Annotated in this window: 11 protein-coding genes and 1 other RNA gene; 2 read left to right on the top strand and 10 right to left on the bottom strand. The window is 42.8% G+C overall.

What is annotated here, in order from left to right:
* Nucleotides 1-29 precede the first annotated feature (29 nt).
* The 3 genes from prfA to NG78_RS00105 all read right to left on the bottom strand — a co-directional run bounded on the left by prfA (nucleotide 30) and on the right by NG78_RS00105 (nucleotide 10,784).
* Nucleotides 30-1,127 (bottom strand): peptide chain release factor 1, encoded by a 1,098-nt coding sequence (prfA, locus tag NG78_RS00095; RefSeq protein WP_004135537.1) that lies wholly within the window; start codon nucleotides 1,125-1,127, stop codon nucleotides 30-32.
* A gap of 93 nt (nucleotides 1,128-1,220) precedes the next feature.
* Nucleotides 1,221-1,433, bottom strand: coding sequence for a 50S ribosomal protein L31 (gene rpmE / locus NG78_RS00100; protein WP_004118797.1), 213 nt, complete (start codon nucleotides 1,431-1,433; stop codon nucleotides 1,221-1,223).
* 102 nt (nucleotides 1,434-1,535) lie between these two features.
* Nucleotides 1,536-10,784, bottom strand: a complete 9,249-nt coding sequence (locus NG78_RS00105) for an InlB B-repeat-containing protein (protein ID WP_004135535.1) — start codon at nucleotides 10,782-10,784, stop codon at nucleotides 1,536-1,538.
* A gap of 466 nt (nucleotides 10,785-11,250) precedes the next feature.
* Between NG78_RS00105 and ssrA the strand changes: the two genes are divergently transcribed.
* Nucleotides 11,251-11,647, top strand: a transfer-messenger RNA (tmRNA) gene (gene ssrA, locus NG78_RS06095).
* 228 nt (nucleotides 11,648-11,875) lie between these two features.
* A complete protein-coding gene (locus NG78_RS00110) occupies nucleotides 11,876-13,327 on the top strand; it encodes a tyrosine-type recombinase/integrase (protein ID WP_004135528.1) in 1,452 nt (483 codons plus the stop codon).
* A gap of 78 nt (nucleotides 13,328-13,405) precedes the next feature.
* Here the strand turns inward: NG78_RS00110 and NG78_RS00115 are convergent, their stop codons facing one another.
* From NG78_RS00115 to lepB, 7 genes are all read right to left on the bottom strand, one after another.
* A complete protein-coding gene (locus NG78_RS00115) occupies nucleotides 13,406-14,110 on the bottom strand; it encodes a DUF3800 domain-containing protein (protein WP_004135526.1) in 705 nt (234 codons plus the stop codon).
* Between the two features lie 450 nt (nucleotides 14,111-14,560).
* Complete coding sequence (locus tag NG78_RS00120) at nucleotides 14,561-15,037, bottom strand: Fic family protein (RefSeq protein ID WP_004135521.1); 477 nt, start codon at nucleotides 15,035-15,037, stop codon at nucleotides 14,561-14,563.
* The gene (locus NG78_RS00125) at nucleotides 15,034-15,546 is read right to left on the bottom strand and encodes a Panacea domain-containing protein (RefSeq protein ID WP_004135519.1); all 513 of its coding nucleotides are present in this window, start codon (nucleotides 15,544-15,546) and stop codon (nucleotides 15,034-15,036) included. The genes NG78_RS00120 and NG78_RS00125 overlap by 4 nt, the downstream gene beginning before the upstream one ends.
* Before the next feature lie 111 nt (nucleotides 15,547-15,657).
* The gene (locus tag NG78_RS00130) at nucleotides 15,658-16,380 is read right to left on the bottom strand and encodes an HNH endonuclease family protein (protein WP_004135517.1); all 723 of its coding nucleotides are present in this window, start codon (nucleotides 16,378-16,380) and stop codon (nucleotides 15,658-15,660) included.
* Nucleotide 16,381: 1 nt separating this feature from the next.
* Nucleotides 16,382-19,009 carry an ABC transporter ATP-binding protein gene (locus NG78_RS00135; RefSeq protein ID WP_004135515.1) on the bottom strand — a complete coding sequence of 876 codons (2,628 nt, stop codon included), beginning with the start codon at nucleotides 19,007-19,009 and terminating at the stop codon, nucleotides 16,382-16,384.
* 222 nt (nucleotides 19,010-19,231) lie between these two features.
* On the bottom strand, nucleotides 19,232-19,936 hold the full coding sequence (locus NG78_RS00140; RefSeq protein WP_004135513.1) for a ribonuclease HII: 705 nt from the start codon (nucleotides 19,934-19,936) through the stop codon (nucleotides 19,232-19,234).
* A 37-nt stretch (nucleotides 19,937-19,973) separates the two neighbouring features.
* Nucleotides 19,974-20,792 carry a signal peptidase I gene (lepB, locus tag NG78_RS00145; protein ID WP_004135511.1) on the bottom strand — a complete coding sequence of 273 codons (819 nt, stop codon included), beginning with the start codon at nucleotides 20,790-20,792 and terminating at the stop codon, nucleotides 19,974-19,976.
* Nucleotides 20,793-20,810: the final 18 nt, after the last annotated feature.

Genomic DNA, 20,810 nt, shown 5'->3' with positions numbered 1-20,810 from the left:
GACTTAACTTACTTAACTTAATCGGCTACTTACTTGGCTTGCGCTAAGCGGTCGGCTTCATCCGCCTGAATATCGCTGTCAATAACCGGCTGCAAGTCGCCGTCAAGAACCTGGTCAAGATTATAAGCTTTGTAATTCGTACGATGATCTACAATACGATTTTCTGGGAAATTGTACGTGCGGATTCTCTCAGAACGGTCCAACGAACGCACTTGTGAGTGGCGCATATCAGCAGCTTCTGCTGCCTCCTGCTCATGCTTCATGGCGAGCAAGCGCGACTTTAACACGCGTAAAGCTGCCGCACGGTTTTGAATCTGCGACTTCTCATCCTGCATGCTAACAACAATTCCGGTTGGAATATGCGTCATGCGAACCGCGGAATAAGTAGTGTTCACGGACTGTCCGCCAGGGCCAGAGCTCATGAAAATGTCAATCTTCAAATCTTTTGGATCGATTTCGATTTCGTCGTCATCTTCGTCTGCTTCTGGGAACACGATTACGCCGGCTGCGGAAGTCTGTATGCGCCCCTGCGATTCCGTAACTGGGATTCGCTGCACGCGATGCACTCCGCCCTCATACTTCATGCTTGCCCACACGCCATCTTCTGGAGCAGGCGTGCCTTTTGCACGAATAGCAAGCTGCACGTCTTTTACGCCGCCAAGTTCCGTTGAATTTTCGCTTTGGATTACGGTAGTCCAGCCGCGCTTTTCCGCGTAACGCATGTACATACGCAATAAATCGCCAGCAAATAGTGCCGCTTCTTCGCCGCCCGTGCCAGCTTTAATTTCCATGATCATATCGCGCGCATCATCCGGATCCCTAGGAATTAGCGCCGTGCGTAGCTTTTCTTTTGCTGCTGGAAGCTGCGCTTCTAAGCGCTTAGCTTCTTCTGCAAAATCTGGGTCGTCGCTTGCCATTTCGTTTGCGGCTTCAAAGTCGTCGCAAAGCTGTTTGTAATTTAGGTAAGCGTTTACGATTGAGCCGAGTTCTGCGTGCCTACGGCCGAGTTTTCGAATAGCGTCCGGGTTTGACGCAACTTCCGGGCTTCCCATGCGACTTTCAATATCGCGGTATTCTTCTAACGCGGTAACTGCTGCCGGGAATTGTTCATCTACTGACTCAGCCATCATATTCCTTAAGTTAAAAATATTTAATTTAGCACATAAAACGCCAGCCCCGATTCCGCGAGTTACACGAAAGCAGGGCTGGCGTCATAAAAGCTACTTAGTCTTCTTACCGTAGCGCTTCTCGAAGCGAGCCACGCGGCCGCCGGTGTCGAGAATCTTCTGCTTGCCGGTATAGAATGGGTGGCACTTTGAGCACACGTCAACCGTCATGTGATCGCCATCAGCGGTGGAACGAGTTACGAAAGTGCTTCCGCAAGAGCAGGTAACCTGCACTGCGTGATAATCGGGATGAATACCCTGCTTCATAATGTCTCCTATGGAATTCGGGCGACCCGGGTCGCAAAGCCCCAATAGCTAAGCGTGAACCGGAACCTTCGTTATTCTAGTCACCACCCTCGACGCATTTAGTTATTCTTTGTCTTCACGCTTGCGATGATGCTTTCCAACGAATCCAACTAAACCAACAGACGCTAACAGGCTGGCAATTATTGCAGATTGCGCAACATTACTACCAGTTTTAGCGAGCGCAGGCTTTGACTCTGGCTCTGGTTGTGGCTCTTCTGGCTCAGGCTGCTCAACCTCAGGCTCTATAACTTGAGCTTCAGGAATCACAGAATGCGCAAAATCTGGTACAAACGGAATCTCAGGCGTTGGAACAGGCGCTGGAACTGGCTGCTCCGGCTGTGGCTCCGGAGTTGGCGTTGGATTAACATCATTCGATGCTGGAAGTACTTCAATATCGACCGTCACCACAGCTTTGCGACCATACTTATCTACACTCGTAAAGGTAAGTTCAACAACCTTCTTACCATCAACAATCTTAGGCGTACCAGAAATTGTGCAAGTAGTGCCTTCGCAAGAATAAGAAATTCCAAGCTGTTTCAAACTACTACTACTAGACAACGCATTAACAGTAAACGGCTTACCATCCACTGAAACGGTTGCGTTTGTATCAGTTGTTCCATCATCTTTAAGAACTCCCTTAGTTAAGTTTGCAAGCGTAAACGTTGCAGGAACACCCTCAACCGCCTTGCCGCTAAACTTAAACTCCACAGGATCCATCTGCTCGAAGTTTGCAGTAATAGTAGTTTCGCGCGTTGGCTGTGGCTCTGGTAGCGAAATCTCTGGATTTACTCCAGCATTGCGCAAAACCTGCTTCAAAGCTTCCAAACTAGACTTCTTGGAGCTGCGAATTATCTTTGCAACAGATGGCTTATCTGCTTCATCAGCAAGCTCAGCGAGCACTTCTCGCTGTTCATCAAGAACATAACTATCAATTTCGTTCTCAAAATTAGCAAATGTTAAGTCTATTCCTGCCTTCTCTAGCTTCGTACGCAAATCGGTTAAGGAATCATTAGATTTACTAATTTCTTCAGCAAGTTTTTCCTTTCCAGCTTCTTTAGCAATTTTTGCAAGGTTATCTCTTTGAAGATTCTTTTCAACAATGCTATCAACATCAATCTTCGCTTCACTTAGCAAATTCTTCAACGCTTCTATTGAAGAATGGCGAGAATCACGAATCAATTTAGCTACGTAAGATTTGCCATCCATTTCTGCAATTTTAGCTAATTCTTCACGCTTAGCATTGTAGACTTGCGCAGCATGTTGCTTTTGCGCTTCGTTCAGCAGATTTTGCAAAGCAGCAAGCGTAGATTTATCTGAGTTACGAATCAACTTTGCTACATATGGCATACCATCCATAATTGCCATTCGAGCCAAAGCTTCTCGTTCTTCTTCTGTGGCCTTGCGTTTATCTGCCGGAGCCGCTGGCTTTTCAGTCGTGTTAGGCGACCAATTCTTGAACACGTAGCCATTATTTGCAAGCACGTCTGGAACCTGCATAAGCAAATCAGTAGCGTCGTTTCGCACCCAATATACTGAAACTAGCTCGCCTCCAGCATTCTTAAGAGGCGATTTTTGCAAACTTCCGCCATCTCCAGCTACATACGTCACCTTCGTATAGTTCTTTTCTATGAACTTAGCTGCAGCAGTGCCTTTAGCTGGCAAATCGTTATCTGCAATAACTTTTGGCAAAACGTACACGCGCACAGGCAACTTAGTTGTAACAGTTTTTTGCTTTCCTGTAGTCTTATCTTTTTCATCAGTAGGCTTAGTTACATTCACCATAATTGTTGAAATTCCAGGCTTTGAAACATCAACCTTAACATTCTCATCTATAGATACACTCACTCTAGGGTCAGTGTTATGTACGAGCTTATTAATGTTTGGAATACCCTCACCAACGCCAATAACTGTTTCTGGAATCTTCACATCGTCAACGCCATTTTGCTCAGCAACGAAGATGTGCGGCTTGCTAATATCCCAATTGTCATGTAAGAGTATGTTTGACTTACGACTCTTTGCATCATACATTTGCCACTTTGTAAAACCGGAAAGCGTTGCAGCAGTGTCGCTTGCAACCTTCTTAGCAAACTTAATATTATCTTCTTTATCTTTTCCGTGACGAATATACAGCAGCTTTGGCTTATACGAACCGTCAGCCCACGTTCTGCCAAATCCTGGAAGGAATATGGTCGCAACGTAACCGTCTGGAATCTCGTCTTGCTGGGAAGCGTCAATTACGTTCTCTACGCGCTTATAAACCGCTTGATACGTAGTGTCAGCTTCATACGCACTTTTCAATATGCTTGAGCTTTGCAAAATTTCGTCTGACTTAACGTTATCAGTAGTAAGAGTCTCAGCACTACTGTTATCTTTTGTAAAGCTAGCAAGCTTCTTCCAACCAACGAACTCGTAATGGTATCCATCAGCGTCATAATCCTTGCCAATAGCCTGCGGTGCACGCACACCAGAAGTCTTGTTCGTATGTGCGTAGAACAAAGTGCGAGAACCTTTAGCCATAGTTCCATAACTATTATTCGTAATGAAGTTAACCTTCTTATACTCACTAGCTATTTTGTCATGCTCATTTTTATCATCTTCAGTTGGACTAGTGCCAAGATCATTTACATTTTCACCGTAAATCAAGTCGTGCATTACTTTAAGCTTGCCAACAGTCTTATAGTCAACGGTGTCCGCGTCACTATAAGTCACACTAACTATTAACGGAACAGTGTAAACGCCAGCTTTATCAATAGTTGGAGCAGTAGATGCATACTTTACATCAATTTTCTTAACATTTGGATTCTTATTATCGCCGTCAAAAACAGCATAATTAGCAATGTAATCTTTTGGCTCTGGAAGAGTACTTTTATCTCCACGAATTGCAAGCAAAGTATCATTTCTAGCATCTGGAGTAGCTAAAGGCTCCTGATCTGCCACGAACTCTTGGAATGATTCATTGACAATCCACTTGCCTTCAGACTCAGCAACATTTGGAATGGTGTCAACCTTAATACCATCGTTACGCATACTGCTTCTAGACCACTTACCAGTAGCACCAGTTAGCTGACTATTAAGCCAGTCTAATGCTTTACTTCCGTTTTTTGTAATCTTTTCAAGATCAGTACCCTTCTTTACGTAGAACACTTTAGGACCACTTGTGTCATCATTCCACTTTCGTCCTGGCGCAGGCTTGAAGATTGCAACTACAGCATCCTTAGGAACTTCACCGCCGTCGGACGAACTCGAGAAGTATTCAATCTTCTTGTAAACAGCGTGGTAAGTTTTGCCGGAATTATCGTCAACCTTAACATTAACATCTTTATAACGACCTTCAGAATCGATATCGTACTTCTGTTTTGGCTTCGGATTCTCAGTAGTCGGTTCTACAACCTTAGTTGCCCAACCCTTAAACACATAGTGGTAATTATCTCTGCTGTGATCCTTACCGAATGCTTGCGGCACGCGGATTCTAACATCCTTACCTTTGTAAACGTAAGCAGTTAGCGTAGTTGTTCCGACAGTAGAAGGAGTAGTGCCAGTCGTATCGTGACCAATAATAGTGCCTTCATCGTTCTTGCCAGTAAAGGTGATAGGCGCGTAGTCGTTAATATGATCTTTACCGTAATCGCTTTGGCTAAACTTCTCCCAATCGCTTGCGTACACCAAATCCGGCAGCACACGGTACAGCACTTCAGCTTCAGCAGTATTTCCATCAAGATGCACTTGCACTTTAATCTTGTGCAAACCTGGAGTTTTATCGAATGTTGCGCCGCCAGCAAAGCTGAAAGTAGCATCATTCGGATACTCATCAGCATTCGTTATAAGCTTCTTAGCATCACTACTTGTAGTACTAATATTCTCAGTTGGCGTAAGCACTTGCGGAGCTGTAGCAACGGGAGCTTTTAGCTTGAAGTTAGCGGTGTAAATTACTTCAGGGCTGTTCTGCTCTTCGGAGCGTTTCGGCAAACGCGTTAAGCCGGTAGCATAATCAAGCTTCGCAGAGCCAGGGGCATACGAACCGATTTGCGAAGTCCAACCAGCAAACTCAAATCCAGGCTTCGCTTTAACTGTTGGAAGCGGCATCTGATATGCCTTCGTGCCCTTAATCGCATCGTACACAAGAGCAGAGCCGTCAGCTACATTGTTGTTCTGCCAGTCAACAACGCTACCCATAGAGCCTTGCTTATCATCCACTTTGAACACGTAGCGCGTGTAGTGATCTGGACGATGCTGAGCATCATCCTGACGCTTAAGCACGCGTACGTCTTTATACTTGAAGGTGATTGTTTTTTCGCCAATTTGCTTGCCATCTTCGCCAGTAGCGTATTCAATATTCTGCTGCGTACTTTCCGGCATAAAGCCTTCAATCGGCTTGTAGAACGCTACGTCGTACTTTCGATTTACAGAGCTGACTTCGCTTTCTGGAAGAAGTTCCTTTTCTTTGCCATCCTCACCAATAGTTACGTAGCGAACCTTATACTTGCGTGTATTGTACGTTTGGTAAATAAACTCGCCAGTATTATTATTCTCGTCCTTCGAGGCTTCAAAGCTAGTGAAATGCTTATCTGGGAAGTGCGTTTCGTCACTGTAGACTGCCTCCGCATTGTAGCGCAAATGCTCGCGCAAGCCGGAAACTGTTTGAGTAGAAACGTGGTCTACCATCGCGGCCTTGGCTGCAGCATCAGTAGCAGTCTTATAATCAGCAATCGTGTACCCTGGCTTTAAGAATATGTGCTTAAAAGTGCCGTTGTAGCGAGTATCTTCAATCCACACAGCTTTAAGCGTTATATCTTCTACTACTTTGTTGCCAAAAGCGTACGGAGTATTAGCAGCTACTACCTGATCGCCCTTTTTAACAAGCTCCCAGCCGTAGAAGTCGTAGCCTTTGCGCACTGGAGTGGTTATTTTCTTTTCGTCAATAACTTGGTAGTGATCGAACTGCTTTTCCGTAACTACGTCGGAGCCACCTATTTCATTGCCGTTTTCGTCAGTTTTCGGCATATTGTAGTCAAACGTTACAGTGTGCTGAATATCAGTTGGAGCACCCCACGCAGCGTAAAGCTTAATGCCGTTAACTGGCATTGTAATATCTTTGTTTTCGCCATTTATAAACCTAGTGCCGGCTTGATCAACAGCCCAGCCTTTAAACACGTAGTCTTTTGGCAAATTATCAGGGCGAATGATTGAATACTTAGTACCATTAAGCGTAAAAGTGTACTTGCCATCGAACTGCTTAGACGTATCTTTAGCATCGTTTTTAGTTACAGAAGCATCGTAAGACGTATCGTTTCCGTATAAATCTTTGTCTTCGCCCGTCAAATCTTTTTTGCCGCGCTTAGTCAAGCTATACTCAAACGGCAGTTTTTCTGTAGCAGCGACATTGTCTTTTGTTATAGCATTGCCGTCCGCATTATAAAACTGCACAGCGTACGACTGGCGGTTGTATTTAAATACAAGGTAGCCGTTTTGCTCTTTTTCTTCTGAGTCTTCGCCTACACCAGCTAAGTGATCACGGAAGCCTACATGATACTTTTCCTTAAAAGCTTCTTTCACATCATCATCTAAATCATCCCATTCTGTTTTTTCAGCATCTTTTTTATATTCAATAGAAAGTTCATATAGTTCTGGTAATTTATCATAATCAAAATCACCATTATCATATAGATCTATACGACCCTCTTTTTTAACAGAGTTAAAACCAGCTATGGATGAAGACTTATGAAGGTATTCCGTGCTTTCAGTATCATCTTTTCTATACGAATCTGTTGAAAGCACATAATCATCATCGCCTGGAACATTGCCTTTTTTAGCAGAGGAAATACTTTGCTTTTCAATGATTACCTGAATAGGAATAACCTGGCTCTTATTGGAATCAGCTGTAAGCAGACGCTGATTATCTTTTAGCTCGTATGTACTATCTGGATCACTATCAGGATTATCGCTAATTTTAGGCGCTTTCTTATCACCCACTACACGCCAACGAGGGTCAGCAAATTCTTCTTTAGTAAAACGATACGGAGGAGTGTCACGATACTTTACTTCCCCTGCATATCCAATCTGCCACCCAAGAGAGCCTGCAGTTTCATTAAAATCTAATTCATTTACATCAGGCCAAATATCAGTAAGCTTTTGACCGTAACGAACATTTACGCGGTAACCTTTATGGTTAATTGTATTGTCATCATCATCTTTGTCTCTTTTATCATACTTATCTGAGCAATTGCCGCCGCCAGCATAGCAATAAATAGTTGTGTTTCCATGCTCGTCTTTTCTTTTTATAGCAGCATTGTTACCATTAACTACTCCAGCAGGCTTAGCAAAAATAAGCTCGTAAGTCTTGCGGTCGTAAACTAAGTTAAGAGTGTTGTTTAAGTCGTCCGCGCAAAGCTTCGATTTACTGCGTTTGCCTAAATCTGAGCGGCCCGGCACAAGATAATGTTCCTCAGTGTTAAGCTTTTTAGTAAGCTCCTTATTCACGTGGAAGTAGCGCGTGAAGTTATCTTTATAAACTCTTTCGCCCTTAGCATTTACAGTATAATTTTTTGGATCATCAGGATTCTCAGTATCGTACCCATCTAAGTCTGTTACATGCGTATCGTTCATCCAGTTGAACTTTTCAATTAAGCCGTCTTTGTATTTATTCGCTTTTGTACCCTGCAGCTCTTCTTTCGTTAAGCCGAGTTCCGGGTTTTCTACATAATCATCTACGCTTTCGCCATTAAGCTTACTAGTATCATTAGCAACGCCAGCATCATCCATATTATCAAGCGCAACGTCACTATCAGTTTGCACATTCTTGCGCTCAACAAGACCAACAAAGTCGTAGTTTGCAAGCGACTCTGGATGCTCTTTATCAACCAAATCCGCCTTTTGCACCCACACGTTCACGCGGTAGCTAGTAGTATTGTTCGCTTCCCAATTAGCGAGGAATTGCACATTGTGATCCGGCATCTTGTAGTCATCAAGAGAAACAATATCATTCCTAGCATAAAGCGGATCAATCTTTTTGCTAGGATCTACTACAGACCAACCCTTAAATGTGTAGCCACGCCTAGTTGGCGTTGCAACTTTTGGCACAGGTTGCTGGTAATACACTTTTTGAGCAGTAACATCCGTGCCGCCAACAGAATCATAAGTAACTTCATACGCTTTACGGTAGTAGCGAAGGTTCAAAACCAACTTGTCTTTTTCATCCGCAGAATCCGAAAGCGGCGAGCTAATAAGATTATGCTCCGGTTCATAGCCTGGAATATACGTTGAAACAGCACTAACATCTGAACCAACCGTGCCAGTAATCTCCGTAACGTGTATTCTCTCAGTACTGCCATCCTTATGCTTTACAGTAATTACTTTACCTATACCCAAATTCGGAGCATCGTGGAACTCATCCTTATGATCGAGATCCTGCACCAAATGACGCACATAGTACTTAGCTGTTTTAGGAGCGTAGTTGATGTTCAACTCGCCGTAGTACTGAATGCCGTCATCTGAACCCGACTGCGTAGACGATGTATTCTGCGAAGTTTGCGCACTGTTGTTGCTTTCAACAGCCTGCCTTTTCTTCACAGCATAATCAGTAATCAGCTTCTTATTCAAACGCAAGTAGCGAATAGCATCCGCATTCGTACCGTCGTCAATAACGAACTTGCTGTTATCTCCCTCACCTTTTTTAACGTAGTACTGGTAATCACCAGAATGATATACGGATGGGCGGTATCCAGCAGCCTTTGGAAGCTCAATGTATTCGTAATCTTTATCAAGATTGTTTAGCTTACCTTCGTCAATCGTAAGCTCGTACGGCTGCACAAGCTGCTTATTCGCAGCACCGCCAATCGTATAGCGAATTTGCAAATTGTATGTAGCTTTTGGCTTTTTGTCAGTTTGCACCTGATCGTTGGCAGTTTGCTGGTCACCGGCCGTTGGATTCTGCTCATTCGGCTTAATTACCTGGCTATTTGGATCAGTTGCTGCGTTAGTTGTGCCAGCGTTCTGTGTGCCAGCGGCCGGTGTAGAAGAAGGTAAAGTCGTTGGCTGATTGTTCGAAGTAGACCGAGGCTCTGGAGCAGGTGTTGAGCCAGGAGTTGAAGGCGTAGCGCTTTTATCTTCGCCTGTGGCGCCTGTAGTTGCACCGTGTGTATTGGTTTGCGAACCTTGAGCAGAGCTTTCTGCACTTCCTTGTGCAGTTGTAGCTGCACTTGGCTTAGCTGCAGTTCCAGAACCTGTACTTGTAGGAGTTACAGGAGCAGACTGTGCAGGTGTATTAGCTGCAGGAGCCGCAGTCGTAGATGTAGGCGCATTATTTGCAGGAGTCGCAGCAGAAGATGCAGTCACGCTTGCCGCAGAAGGTACACTACTCCCATCGGCAGCACTATCACCGCCATCAGCAGACCTAGGCTTACGCACTTTGGGCGTGCTTGCATCGCTTGCTGTATTCGCATTTTCTGCGTGAGTGCTTGCAGGTTGTGCATTTGTATTCTGCTCAGTTGCAGGCTTCGAGCTTTCAGCATTTACAGACTGCTCAGCTGCAGGCTGCTTATTTTCAGACGTATTAACTTCACCAGCATTTACTTCCGGTTGCTTTACTTCTGCTGGATTCTTTTCATCTTGTTTTGCAGTTGGCGCTGATTCTGGCTTTGTAGTCGGTTGCACAGGTTGATTCACTGCAGGAGTATCAACTGGCTTTACTTCTGACTGCTTAACTTTCGCAGACTCAGAGGACTGAGCACTAGCTGGTGGATTAGCCGATTCAGTAGCACTTGCTGTATTTTCTGAAGAAGTAACATTTGCCTTTGAGCCTGAAGCTGTATTTTTAATTTCAGACGTCTTTGTAGGCGTAGCAGACTTATCGCCGTTAAAATCCTCAGAAGAAATTGCAGTCTGCGTATTCTGAACGTTCTCAACATTTTCACGCTGCTTTTGCGCTTCAATCTCACGCCGCGCAATTTCCACAAAAGCCTTAGTCTGCCTGCTTTCTCTTCTAGCTCCTACCCCCCAGCGAAGCATGTTAAGCTCTTGCGATCGCGAGTTACCCTTGCCAGCTTTACTAACAACATTTGCACTATCAACAATATTTTGCTGGTTAATCTGCAATGCAGAAGCCGCCGCGGACGGAAGCATCATGGCTAAAGTAGAAGCAACAGCAACGCCAGCAACACCGCGATTAAAACGAGCAGGTTTTACTGCCGTAGCCTTTAGCGACGTAGTCTTTTTGGCGTTCACAGCTTTTTTAGCATTAGGATTTTTATTAGCCTTCTCAGCTTTATGAAGTGCTCTTTTAACCGAACCACCACGCAAATCCTTGCTAACAGCCATTACTTCTCCTTAATCCAACCAATATAAATTTGTAGAATATTACGCCCAAATCTCATATAAATTATAACGTATACACTATACACCTGTAGAGTATGCATTCACAAAATAAACAATTGTTTAACGTGCTTAAAAGTCATAAATAAGCAAATCCGCACAATTCCTTGAATCTTCCAAACGTCATATTATAACTACATGTATTAGCATTATACCCCCCCCCATCAAACTTTTTATAATTGTACTTTTATGCAATACGAATCATTTATATATATAGCAGCTTGCGCACAGCAATTTGCGCATTGTAAGTTGCGCACAGCAACTCACGCACAACAACTCACGCACAACAACTCACGCACAACAACTCACGCACAACAACTCACGCACAACAACTCACACATAGCAGCCGCGCAGAATATGTTGTACTATAGTAAAGTCTGCTTTAATGCAGCAATTATTTGAAAATTCAAAAGGGGTCGATCGGTTTCGACGGCGATCTGTTCGCCGCGGGGAAGCGTGCCGAGAATGCGAAAGTCCACTCGTAAACGTCCTTTCGCAAAAGAATAAGTGCTAAATCTAATCGCACTGAGTTCGCTCTCGCTGCCTGAGCTTCGCGCCAGGATTAACCAGTGAGCAGCTGCTCCGTTCACCCACTCACGTCTTCGGGGTGGTGCTGAACGTCATTAGAAGACTTGCTTGAATTGCCGGGCTGCAGGGCAATTCAGGGACTTTTACTGTAGATATGCTCGCCATGAATTGTCTGCTATAACATGGGGGCAGAAAAACTGCCGCACGGCCAGCAGACTACGCACGTAGAAGACCGAGGGTACGGTCACCGGACCGGGGTTCAATTCCCCGCGACTCCACAAACGCAATAACGCCACTGCTTAAACAGTGGCGTTTTTTGTAGCAAAAGCCAATGTTTCCAATGCCTTAGACTCAAGAGCTTTTAATATTGAATTGTGCAAAATAATACATTTTGATACAATATAATACATTATGAAAGGCGTTGCGGAAGGCGTCAAAAAATCAAGATGCAATAGTTGACGCCTCTCACCGTCCTAACGGTATAAAACGGTTAAATAAGGGGAACGTTAATGGCACGGCGCAAATTCGGGAAAATCAGAAAAGTAACACGATCATACGGGCAAGCACTAGAAGCGCGCTATCCAACGCCTCCAGCAGCACTAGCGGAAAACCCGTCACTGCCAAAAGAATTCACGCGCACCTTGCCAGCCGCCTACCGCGTAGAGCTAGAAGCATGGCTTGCTCAAGCAGAAAAAGAAATAGCATTAGGCACATGGACTCCCCCAGCCAAAATCAACCGCCACGAAATAGATAAAAGCTCAATCACATTCGCGCAGTTAGCAGACGACTATATGCAAAATCAGCGCAAACCAGACGGGAGCAGGTTGGAAGAAACTACACAATCACACAAAGAAGGACGATTGCGCAATTATCTTCTACCAGCATTTGGAGAAAGACGCATCAAAACAATCACAAGCAAAGACATACAAAACTGGTATGACGCATTCGACTGCGACGAACTTACAGGAAGAAATACAGTAGCACGATCACACTGCTACATACTACTTAGAAGCATATTCAACTACGCTTGTGCAAAAGAAGTAAACGCAGCTGGAGAAACACTATTACAGCGCAACCCTTGCACACTCAAACTCAAAAAACCACGCACAAGGCACGAAAGCATCGCCATCAGCATCGCGCAACTCGTTGATATATACAGCATGATGGCGCCACATTTACGCATCGGAGTCATGCTAGCTGGAGCGTGCGGATTACGCGAAGGCGAATGTTGCGCACTCACCAGAAGCGACGTAGACCTTGACGCAATGACTATCAGCGTCAACAAAAGCCTAAAAAGCATAAACCACTTAGGGCAAAAACGACGCCTTGAAGTAGGCAAGCCAAAAACAGCAAGCAGCATAAGAAAAGTACCAATACCAGAATGGACGCGCGAATATTTTGAAACGCACATGCGGCAACAAATGCCAAGCGGCAAACCAGATGAGCTGATTCTACATACTCGCACACCTAGAGCGTTCGTTGCCCCAGCAAGCCTTAGAGAAAGCTTCAACCGCGCAATAGCACACATGCCATCATTAAAAGACATGCACTTCCACGACCTTCGACACACAGCACTCACACACTACGGAGAAGCAGGCGCAAGCCTTGCAGAACTCATGGAAGTTGCAGGTCATAGCGACATTAAAACTGTATCCGTATACCAGCAAATCAGCCAAGCGCAACGCAAGCGTACATCAGCTAGACTTAATGAACAAGCAAAAGAAGAACAACTCGGCATAAAATCACAAAACGTAGAAATGCAAAAAACTGTAGGGCCTACACAAAATAATGTAGGACCTACACAAAATCAAGAAAAAGACCCACTCATAGCAGTACTATCAGCACTAACGCTAGATCAGCAAGTGACAACGCTCAAAGCAATAGACAAAACGAGGCAAGCCACAATAATCAGTCAAATGCCCCCAGAAAATCAAATTCAGCTACTTTCACGGCTACTTTAGGCTAAAAATACGCAAAAAAGGCACTGAAAATGCAAAATCGCAATTTTCAACGCCTTTGGTTGCTATTGTTAGACATCTTTAGCATTCATGTTTATTTGGGAGAAAAATAAAATCAATAGAATTTTTTACTTTATCATAATCCTTATTTGACGCAGCCCAATATAATCTATTAGCTACAATATCAGCTGCTCTAATAAGCGCATCTTGCTTTGAATCTTTTAATTTCAAATCAACGGACTTCATACCAGGGAACAATGGTGGGAAATATTTTTCCCAAGTCCTGTTATACGTTCCATTCTTAAATTCATTCTCTAATGCTTCACGTAATTCATATCTACCGTTTGTTGCTGTAGTATGTTCGTCCATAAAAACGTATATGTTTTCTATAGAATTTTTGCATATTTCATTATTGTCAAGCATTTTCTGCAACTCAGATTTAACGGCAATCTTAAAAGCATAATCTAAATATCGTTGTTTAGTTTTCTTGTTATCAAAAATCTTCTTATTAACATATTCTTGCTCGACAACAACGCCAAAACGATGATAATGATTCATAGAGCGAAACATGGAATACTTTTGCTTATTTTTAAGATAAATTGCCTTCATCTCTGAATGCCCGCTAGCAGCACCATTATCGCGCTGAACTTTCTCAGCTGCAATATACAAACGCTGTGCAGAATCTTTTTCATCTTTATCCAAAAATATAAGACCGCCAAAAACAAACACGTCATTGTGCTTATAATCGAACACTCCAGATTCATCCGCATACACAAAAATATTCATATAATAATCCTCTAACTATAGGAAAAGCCGCTAAACGCGGCCTTCCTAACCGTGGGGCTGGCGACGGAATACGCCGCTTAAACGTTAATTCAGCTACCCACGTATACAGCGCAATAAATGCCTGTGTAAAAAAATTTATACGATAGGTAAGACATCACACAAGAACGGGAATGGAAAGGAAAGAGCGATAATCCTGGATAACATCGCAAGTAACGCCAAGAGCTTCAGAAAGAAGCCAAATATCAGTCATTTGTGCTTTCTCCCAGCATCTAACGCACATACGGCACTGATTACAGCACAACCAGTTATGAGCCAAGGTGAAAAATGGCACCATACTCCAGCGATAATAACGAGTGAGAACATAGCTGATACTATTGCATCTAATTTCATAATGAACCTGCAGTATAATGGACAGCGAGTCCCGGACACCTCGATTGTTCGGAACTCTATCTAATAATTAACTTCATTCGATAATAAATGAGCGTGTGAACGTAACTGTTCTGCTAAGCTCGCGCGCTCAATCTTACCTTCAACAATATTCTGAATCCATTTATATAAAGCATTGTCAAAAGGATTTGCACTATCTTCGATATCAAGAATAATCCCATTATTGCGAAGTAAAGCTACACACGTTAATACTGTCGTACGCTTATTGGCATCAGGGAAAATATGGTCTTTGGCAAGATGCGTAGCAAAGTCAGCAATTTGGTCAAAAATATCCGTATAATTATTTCGATCAGCTGGATACTCATCAAAAATAATCGCAAATGAAGAATACAAAACATTTTCAACACTGCCCTGAACTTCTTGCTTAACAGTAGCAAGTCCTTGGCTTGTATCAACAATCTCTCGTTGAATAGAACACACTATTTCTGCGAAGGCAATAATCTGTTCCTCATTCCAAACAAGAGCATCATACTGTCTCATGCGTCACCAAGAATACGCAAAGTATTCGGATACTGTTTTTTTACAGCATCTACAGCACTAATAAACGTATTTTTCTTAGCAGGATACGAAGTAACATCTGACGATTGCAGAATATTCTGTATAAGAATCGGCTTATTGTGCGAAGCGTCATACACATTGTGCCATGCACCTCCAGCACGATGAGCATAATTTACTAAATCAAACGAATTCATCCAAGCATATTTTTTAACAACAGTATCTACAATGCAATCAGCATACTGGCTGGTTTCGTGATTAGGCGCATTGAAAATACGATTTCGCCCAAACTGCTTAAACTCGTTATAAACACTAGGTTCTACAGGACCATATTCCCAAGCTTGAATCTCATCCGTAAATAACGGATGCTCAGGATTATTACGTAACGATTCTACTTGCGCAAAATATACCAGCTTATTCAAAGTGAGATTGGTTAATGCTAGCTTTTTTCCGTATCGATCAATAAAAATTGATGCTATATCTAAAGCTTTCATATTTAATCTCCTTTCAAAAAACTTATTACGCATGTACAAGTAAAATATACTCTACAGAATATCTCGTTAATATTACCATAAAAACACAAGATAAGACTATATTGAGTGCATTCACCTTGGCAGATCTTGCGCACCGCAATTGTGTAATACAGCCAGCATGTTTTGCTTTTCATCACGCGTTACAGTAAGCCCATACTTATATTTGACAGCAATTTGGCGAGCCACATATTCGCATCTAAATGATTTGTTAGAAGGAAGCCAGTACGCTGCAGAAGCAGATCCTTTTTCTTGATTTGCCGCGCCTTGCACAGCAAGTAAATTAAGCATATCGTTGCCAAATTTCAACCTTTTTGAAGCATTCCAATTCCAAGCCCCAGATTCCCAAGCGTTTTGCAAAGCAACAACGTGATCTATTTGCACCAAGGCGCTGGTTTTGCGGCCACGCACGAAATTAATATCCAATCCTGTGTACGGATCGTGAAGAAGCCCGGAGCGCACTTTGCACGAACCAGCGTACTTGTATTTTACATTTCGCAAATCGCGAGCTAAAACATCTTCTCTAACATCGCAACCGTTGCCATCTTCATCCGTAGTGCGATACCCAAATACTTGACGCTCGTAGCCTTTGTGATACGGTTTCGCTACACGAAGCTTTTTAAGCGCTTTAGCAGCATCTCCACTCGCCTCGTATTCACCAGTAATCTTGCCTACATTGTTACTAATCTTTGGCAAAAGCAAGCCGACAGCAACGCCAATTAGCACAGCAAGTATAATCATCCAAATAATTGCAGCTAACTGTCTTTTTGAAAGTTTACGCCGCTTGCGCATATACATACTATTTACCAGATGCTCCAGCCGCTGCAGCCGCCCTACCAGCCGCTTTGCCAGCCACTTTACCAGCTTTACCACTTGTTCTTACCATCGCAGGTATACGCTGCAAAACAACGTCAATAACTTGCTGAATCATAATCACAAGCAACACCATTGCCATAACAGCATATACAGTGCTCCATGCTGGAAGATTCGTTGGAACAGGATGAACAGTATTTGCCACAACCAACGCTGCAGCAGCAATACTTGCTAACGCCAAAGCTAGTATAAACGACGAAATACCTGCTATTTTACGCGCTAAACGCATGTCTTGTTGCGAAACTTTTTTCATTGAAGCAATCATTCGATTCACACAATGCTCACCTTGACGGAAAGCAAGAATCTCATCAATACCAAGCTCAATATCGTTCACTTCGCACTCAACATCATTCTTTTCATAACGAAGCTTATTTACAACATGCTTTGAGCGAATAAGCAAGTATCTAGGCAGCACGAACACAATAATCACGCATGCTGCAATCGCAATATAAGATAAGTTTTTATTGAAATAGTAAAGCACAACAATTAGTGGAATAACAGCGCAAACCATTCCAACATTCATACTTATATGAGCCTTATGCCAACGCTCGTTATGCATGTCTAAACCTGCAAAAGAAATCACAAGAGTAAAAGCTCTAATAGCCATGCATAAAACAGCAACCATAACACATTGTTGCATTACAAAACCAAAGATTGGCCTGCCAGCAACAGCAAACATTGCAGAAACAATAGTTACAGGAATACACACTGTTGCCGCAAGATTAAGTGCTGTAATAAACGTGGAAAGAATAGCAAAAATAGCGCGCTTAAACTTGGAAATGTTGCGCTTGCTTGATTCGGAAATAATAGCAGAAATAGGTGCGATATTTTTTATTTGTGCACCTGCTTGCACACCTGCCTGCGCACTTGCTTGAGAGCTTGCTTGCGATTTTTGAATTTCGCCTGACTTATTATCCAAAATATGCTTATAAACTTCCACGGTAACTTTAGTATCCGCAGAAGTTAGTCCCGCATCGTTAGGCATTAAAACTATTACGGTTGCAGAGCGCGCAACTCTACGCAAAATCTTAATAATTTTTTCGGCTTCTGACTCGCTAATATCTTGCGCACAATAGTCGAAAATATAAACAGGAGTGTGACGAAGTAAAGCGCGTGCAAGAATAATTCGACGAATAATATCTTCCGGATTGTATGCTGAATCAGGATTATTTAGCAAACGATCAATAGGAATATCTAATCCGTCATAATCTGCATAAACAACGCCGTCTACTCTAGCAGCTCGCAAAGCATCCCACATAGCAGTAGTTGTGGCATTTGGAGCAGCAAGAAGTAAGTTTTCGCGCAAAGTCATGGAAAACAGGTGACTTTTTTCGCTAACAACAGTAACAATATCTGCAAGAGCGCCGTAAGTAGCATCGTTTAAAGAAAGATACGAAGAATTGCCGCCTTCCCCAAAAGTATCAAGCGAAACAAACGGAGAATTATCATCTTCCTGAACTTCGTAACGATCGCTATAAGACAGCAATACGTCAGCGTTTTTGTTAAACCCAGTTCCAGAAAGCATGTATGCGTGCATAGCAGACTGATATTTGCTTGGAACTACTTGAAGCTCACCAGAGCGCGCAACTATAGATAAACACTCAAACTCGTTATTGTTACTACCATTGCATTTAATATCGCAGCGCATGCGCAGAGCAATATTCGTGGAACCATCTGGCAAAGATAATGTTGAACCGTCGTCACTAAAAGATATTGGAGCGTTAGAATCTGTTACAGTGCGCAATAAAGATTCAACGTGCTTCATTCCAAGCACAGCGTCACGAATAACATGCATATACTTGCTAACAGCTCTAAACGGCTGAACACTAAGCATTAACAAAGGCATTGTTAGCAGCGCTGCAGCAAGACCCACGCCTTTTACGCTAGATAACCAAACTGTAGCAACAATCGCTATTGAGGCAATAACGTAAGAGCACAACGCACTAACGCAACGCCAATATGCAGAACGCATAAGCAAAACTAGCACAAGAGACGCAATATTAAACATTGCAGATATAGCGCAAATGCCAGCAATAGCAGGATTTACCGTGCATAGCACAGCAGAAATAACTACTGGAATAGGAATAGCTGCAACGATTTGAGGCACAAGAACGGCAATAAAACGCTGGATTGCAGAAATATCGTCATTTACTGAAAAATTTACAAAATCTCCAGTTTCTTCAATATTTGCGGATCTTAAAGATAGCATTGCGTGAAGCATTTTTGGGCGCAAACGCATTGCAACACGCGACTCAATATCTGTTTGCATAGTCGAAGACCAGTGAAAAGCCGCGTATTTTATAAGAATAATAGCAACTAAAGCAATAGTATACGAAGTAAATTCAACAGAACTCATTAAAGAAGTTCCAACTGAACGAACTGGGCGAAGAACCGGAGAAAGCATTCCAACACAAATGTAAGCAAATGCAATATTCATAAGATAAGAAATCGCGAGGCACGCCGACCTTAAAGCAACTAAATGCTTAATGCCTGGAACGAACGCAAAACAGCGATTTATCATCTCCTGATCCTTTTCTTCATTACGAATACTCATTGCAAATTTTTCCCAAAACAAGTTCCCCCACCGCTTTTAAGATTACGCTTTACACACACCATCAACACGCCGACTAGCGCTAAATTATGTTGATTTTAAGCCATTTTGAGGCTTTGAAAATCGCTCAAAAAGAAAGCGTTTAACATTTGCATAGATTTGGCAAGAACAATCGACACTTATTAAAACTTGTTTATAAATTCACTTGTTTATAAATTCACTTGTTTACAAATTCCAAGACAGTCTGTGCAAATCGCTAGGACCTACTTCTTTAATTGCGTTTCGATGAGCTAGAGAACCGTAGCCTTTATTATGCGCCCAATCGTAGGCTTCGTATTGCGGTTTTTTAGATAACGTCACCATAAGATTATCTCTTGTAACTTTTGCCAAAACTGCAGCAGCCGCAACACTTGCACACTGGCGGTCTGCCTTCACAAGCGTATGCACTTTTACAGGAAGCGGCACAAATGGTGCGTCAAAAGTGTTGGCAACTTTATCAATGTAGTCGCATGGACCATCCAATATTGCTGCAATACGAGTGTCTTCTTTTTTACTTATTTGAATATCTTCCTCGACTTTTGCGATTGCTTTCAAAGCCGCAACGCCAAGCGCATAACTAATACCCCACTCATCTATTTCTTTATTAGTACAAGATCCAACAGCCCAAGAAGTACACCATTTTTGAAGAGGATTAAATAAGTCTTCTCGACGACGCTCAGTAAGTAATTTAGAATCGGCTAAACCTTCAGGAATTGTTTGCGCTTCGATTTGATTTTTACAAATAGCGGCAGCTCCAACCATTACCGGACCTGCAAGAGATCCGCGGCCAACTTCATCTAGGCCAATAACCCAATCGTATCCTTCGCAAAGCAAACTTTTTTCATTATTAAGAGATGGTATAAGAGGTATTTTAGAAGATTCTTTCGGCATAATTAAGACTTTACTTGCATAAGTTTAATTTATAAGTTTAATTAGCAGATCTGCTTGGCACATCGTCAAAAGCATCGTGATGCTCATCCAAAAAACCAACTCGATCCAAAGGCCACGTGCGGAACACTGCAACGCCCTCGATTTTAGAAATCGGCACCAAACCATCGTCGCCATCGTTACGATGGTAGCGGGAATCTGCAGAATTAGCGCGATTATCTCCAAGAACAAAAACATGCCCAGCTTTAACCTTTACCTTAAAAGGAAAAGCACTTGGATCTACACCAGGACGAATATAAGCAGATTCGTGAACAGGAACACCGTTAACAGTAACAGGCTCCCCCGCTCCCTTACATTCAACAGTATCGCCAGGCAAACCAATAAGACGCTTAATCAAATCCTTGCCAACTAGACCGTTAGAAGACTCTCCACTTAACCAATGAGCAGGATCTTCAAAAACTACAATATCTCCTCGATGCAAAGGAAATACGCTAGGAGTTAGCTTTGACGTAACAACATAATCACCAATGTGAATAGTGTCGAGCATAGAGCCAGAAGGAATAGTATACGCGCCAAGCAAAAACAGGCGAATAATTAACACTACAAAAACTGGAATACCAAACCAAACTAAAGCGTCTTTAAGAGAAAAATGATCGCCGTTTTTTTGATTGCGAGCATGAGCAAAACGCTTGATATTTCGGCTCTCTTTACTATTTTTTTTGTTTTTTCTATTTTTCCAAAAACCACCAAAGCCGGAAGGCTCATAACCTTCCGGCTCAGGTGGAACCGGTGAAGGATCTACGCCATGACCCGCTACCGCGACGATATGAGTATCGCTAATTTGCGTGCCATCAGACATAATTTAATCCTTCACTTT

This window comes from Gardnerella greenwoodii 00703Dmash, from assembly GCF_000263635.1.
Taxonomy (GTDB): Bacteria; Actinomycetota; Actinomycetes; order Actinomycetales; family Bifidobacteriaceae; genus Bifidobacterium; species Bifidobacterium greenwoodii.
Note: the sequence above shows the minus strand (reverse complement) of the source record. Positions and strands in the feature narration are given on the sequence as shown.

Excerpts from the sequence above, each read along its gene's own strand:
- NG78_RS00135 (WP_004135515.1), bottom strand. The coding sequence starts at position 19,009 with ATGAGTATTCGTAATGAAGAAAAGGATCAGGAGATGATAAATCGCTGT.
- NG78_RS00130 (WP_004135517.1), bottom strand. The coding sequence starts at position 16,380 with ATGTATATGCGCAAGCGGCGTAAACTTTCAAAAAGACAGTTAGCTGCA.
- rpmE (WP_004118797.1), bottom strand. The coding sequence starts at position 1,433 with ATGAAGCAGGGTATTCATCCCGATTATCACGCAGTGCAGGTTACCTGC.
- NG78_RS00120 (WP_004135521.1), bottom strand. The coding sequence starts at position 15,037 with ATGAGACAGTATGATGCTCTTGTTTGGAATGAGGAACAGATTATTGCC.
- NG78_RS00125 (WP_004135519.1), bottom strand. The coding sequence starts at position 15,546 with ATGAAAGCTTTAGATATAGCATCAATTTTTATTGATCGATACGGAAAA.
- lepB (WP_004135511.1), bottom strand. The coding sequence starts at position 20,792 with ATGTCTGATGGCACGCAAATTAGCGATACTCATATCGTCGCGGTAGCG.
- prfA (WP_004135537.1), bottom strand. The coding sequence starts at position 1,127 with ATGGCTGAGTCAGTAGATGAACAATTCCCGGCAGCAGTTACCGCGTTA.
- NG78_RS00115 (WP_004135526.1), bottom strand. The coding sequence starts at position 14,110 with ATGAATATTTTTGTGTATGCGGATGAATCTGGAGTGTTCGATTATAAG.
- NG78_RS00140 (WP_004135513.1), bottom strand. The coding sequence starts at position 19,936 with ATGCCGAAAGAATCTTCTAAAATACCTCTTATACCATCTCTTAATAAT.
- NG78_RS00110 (WP_004135528.1), top strand. The coding sequence starts at position 11,876 with ATGGCACGGCGCAAATTCGGGAAAATCAGAAAAGTAACACGATCATAC.
- NG78_RS00105 (WP_004135535.1), bottom strand. The coding sequence starts at position 10,784 with ATGGCTGTTAGCAAGGATTTGCGTGGTGGTTCGGTTAAAAGAGCACTT.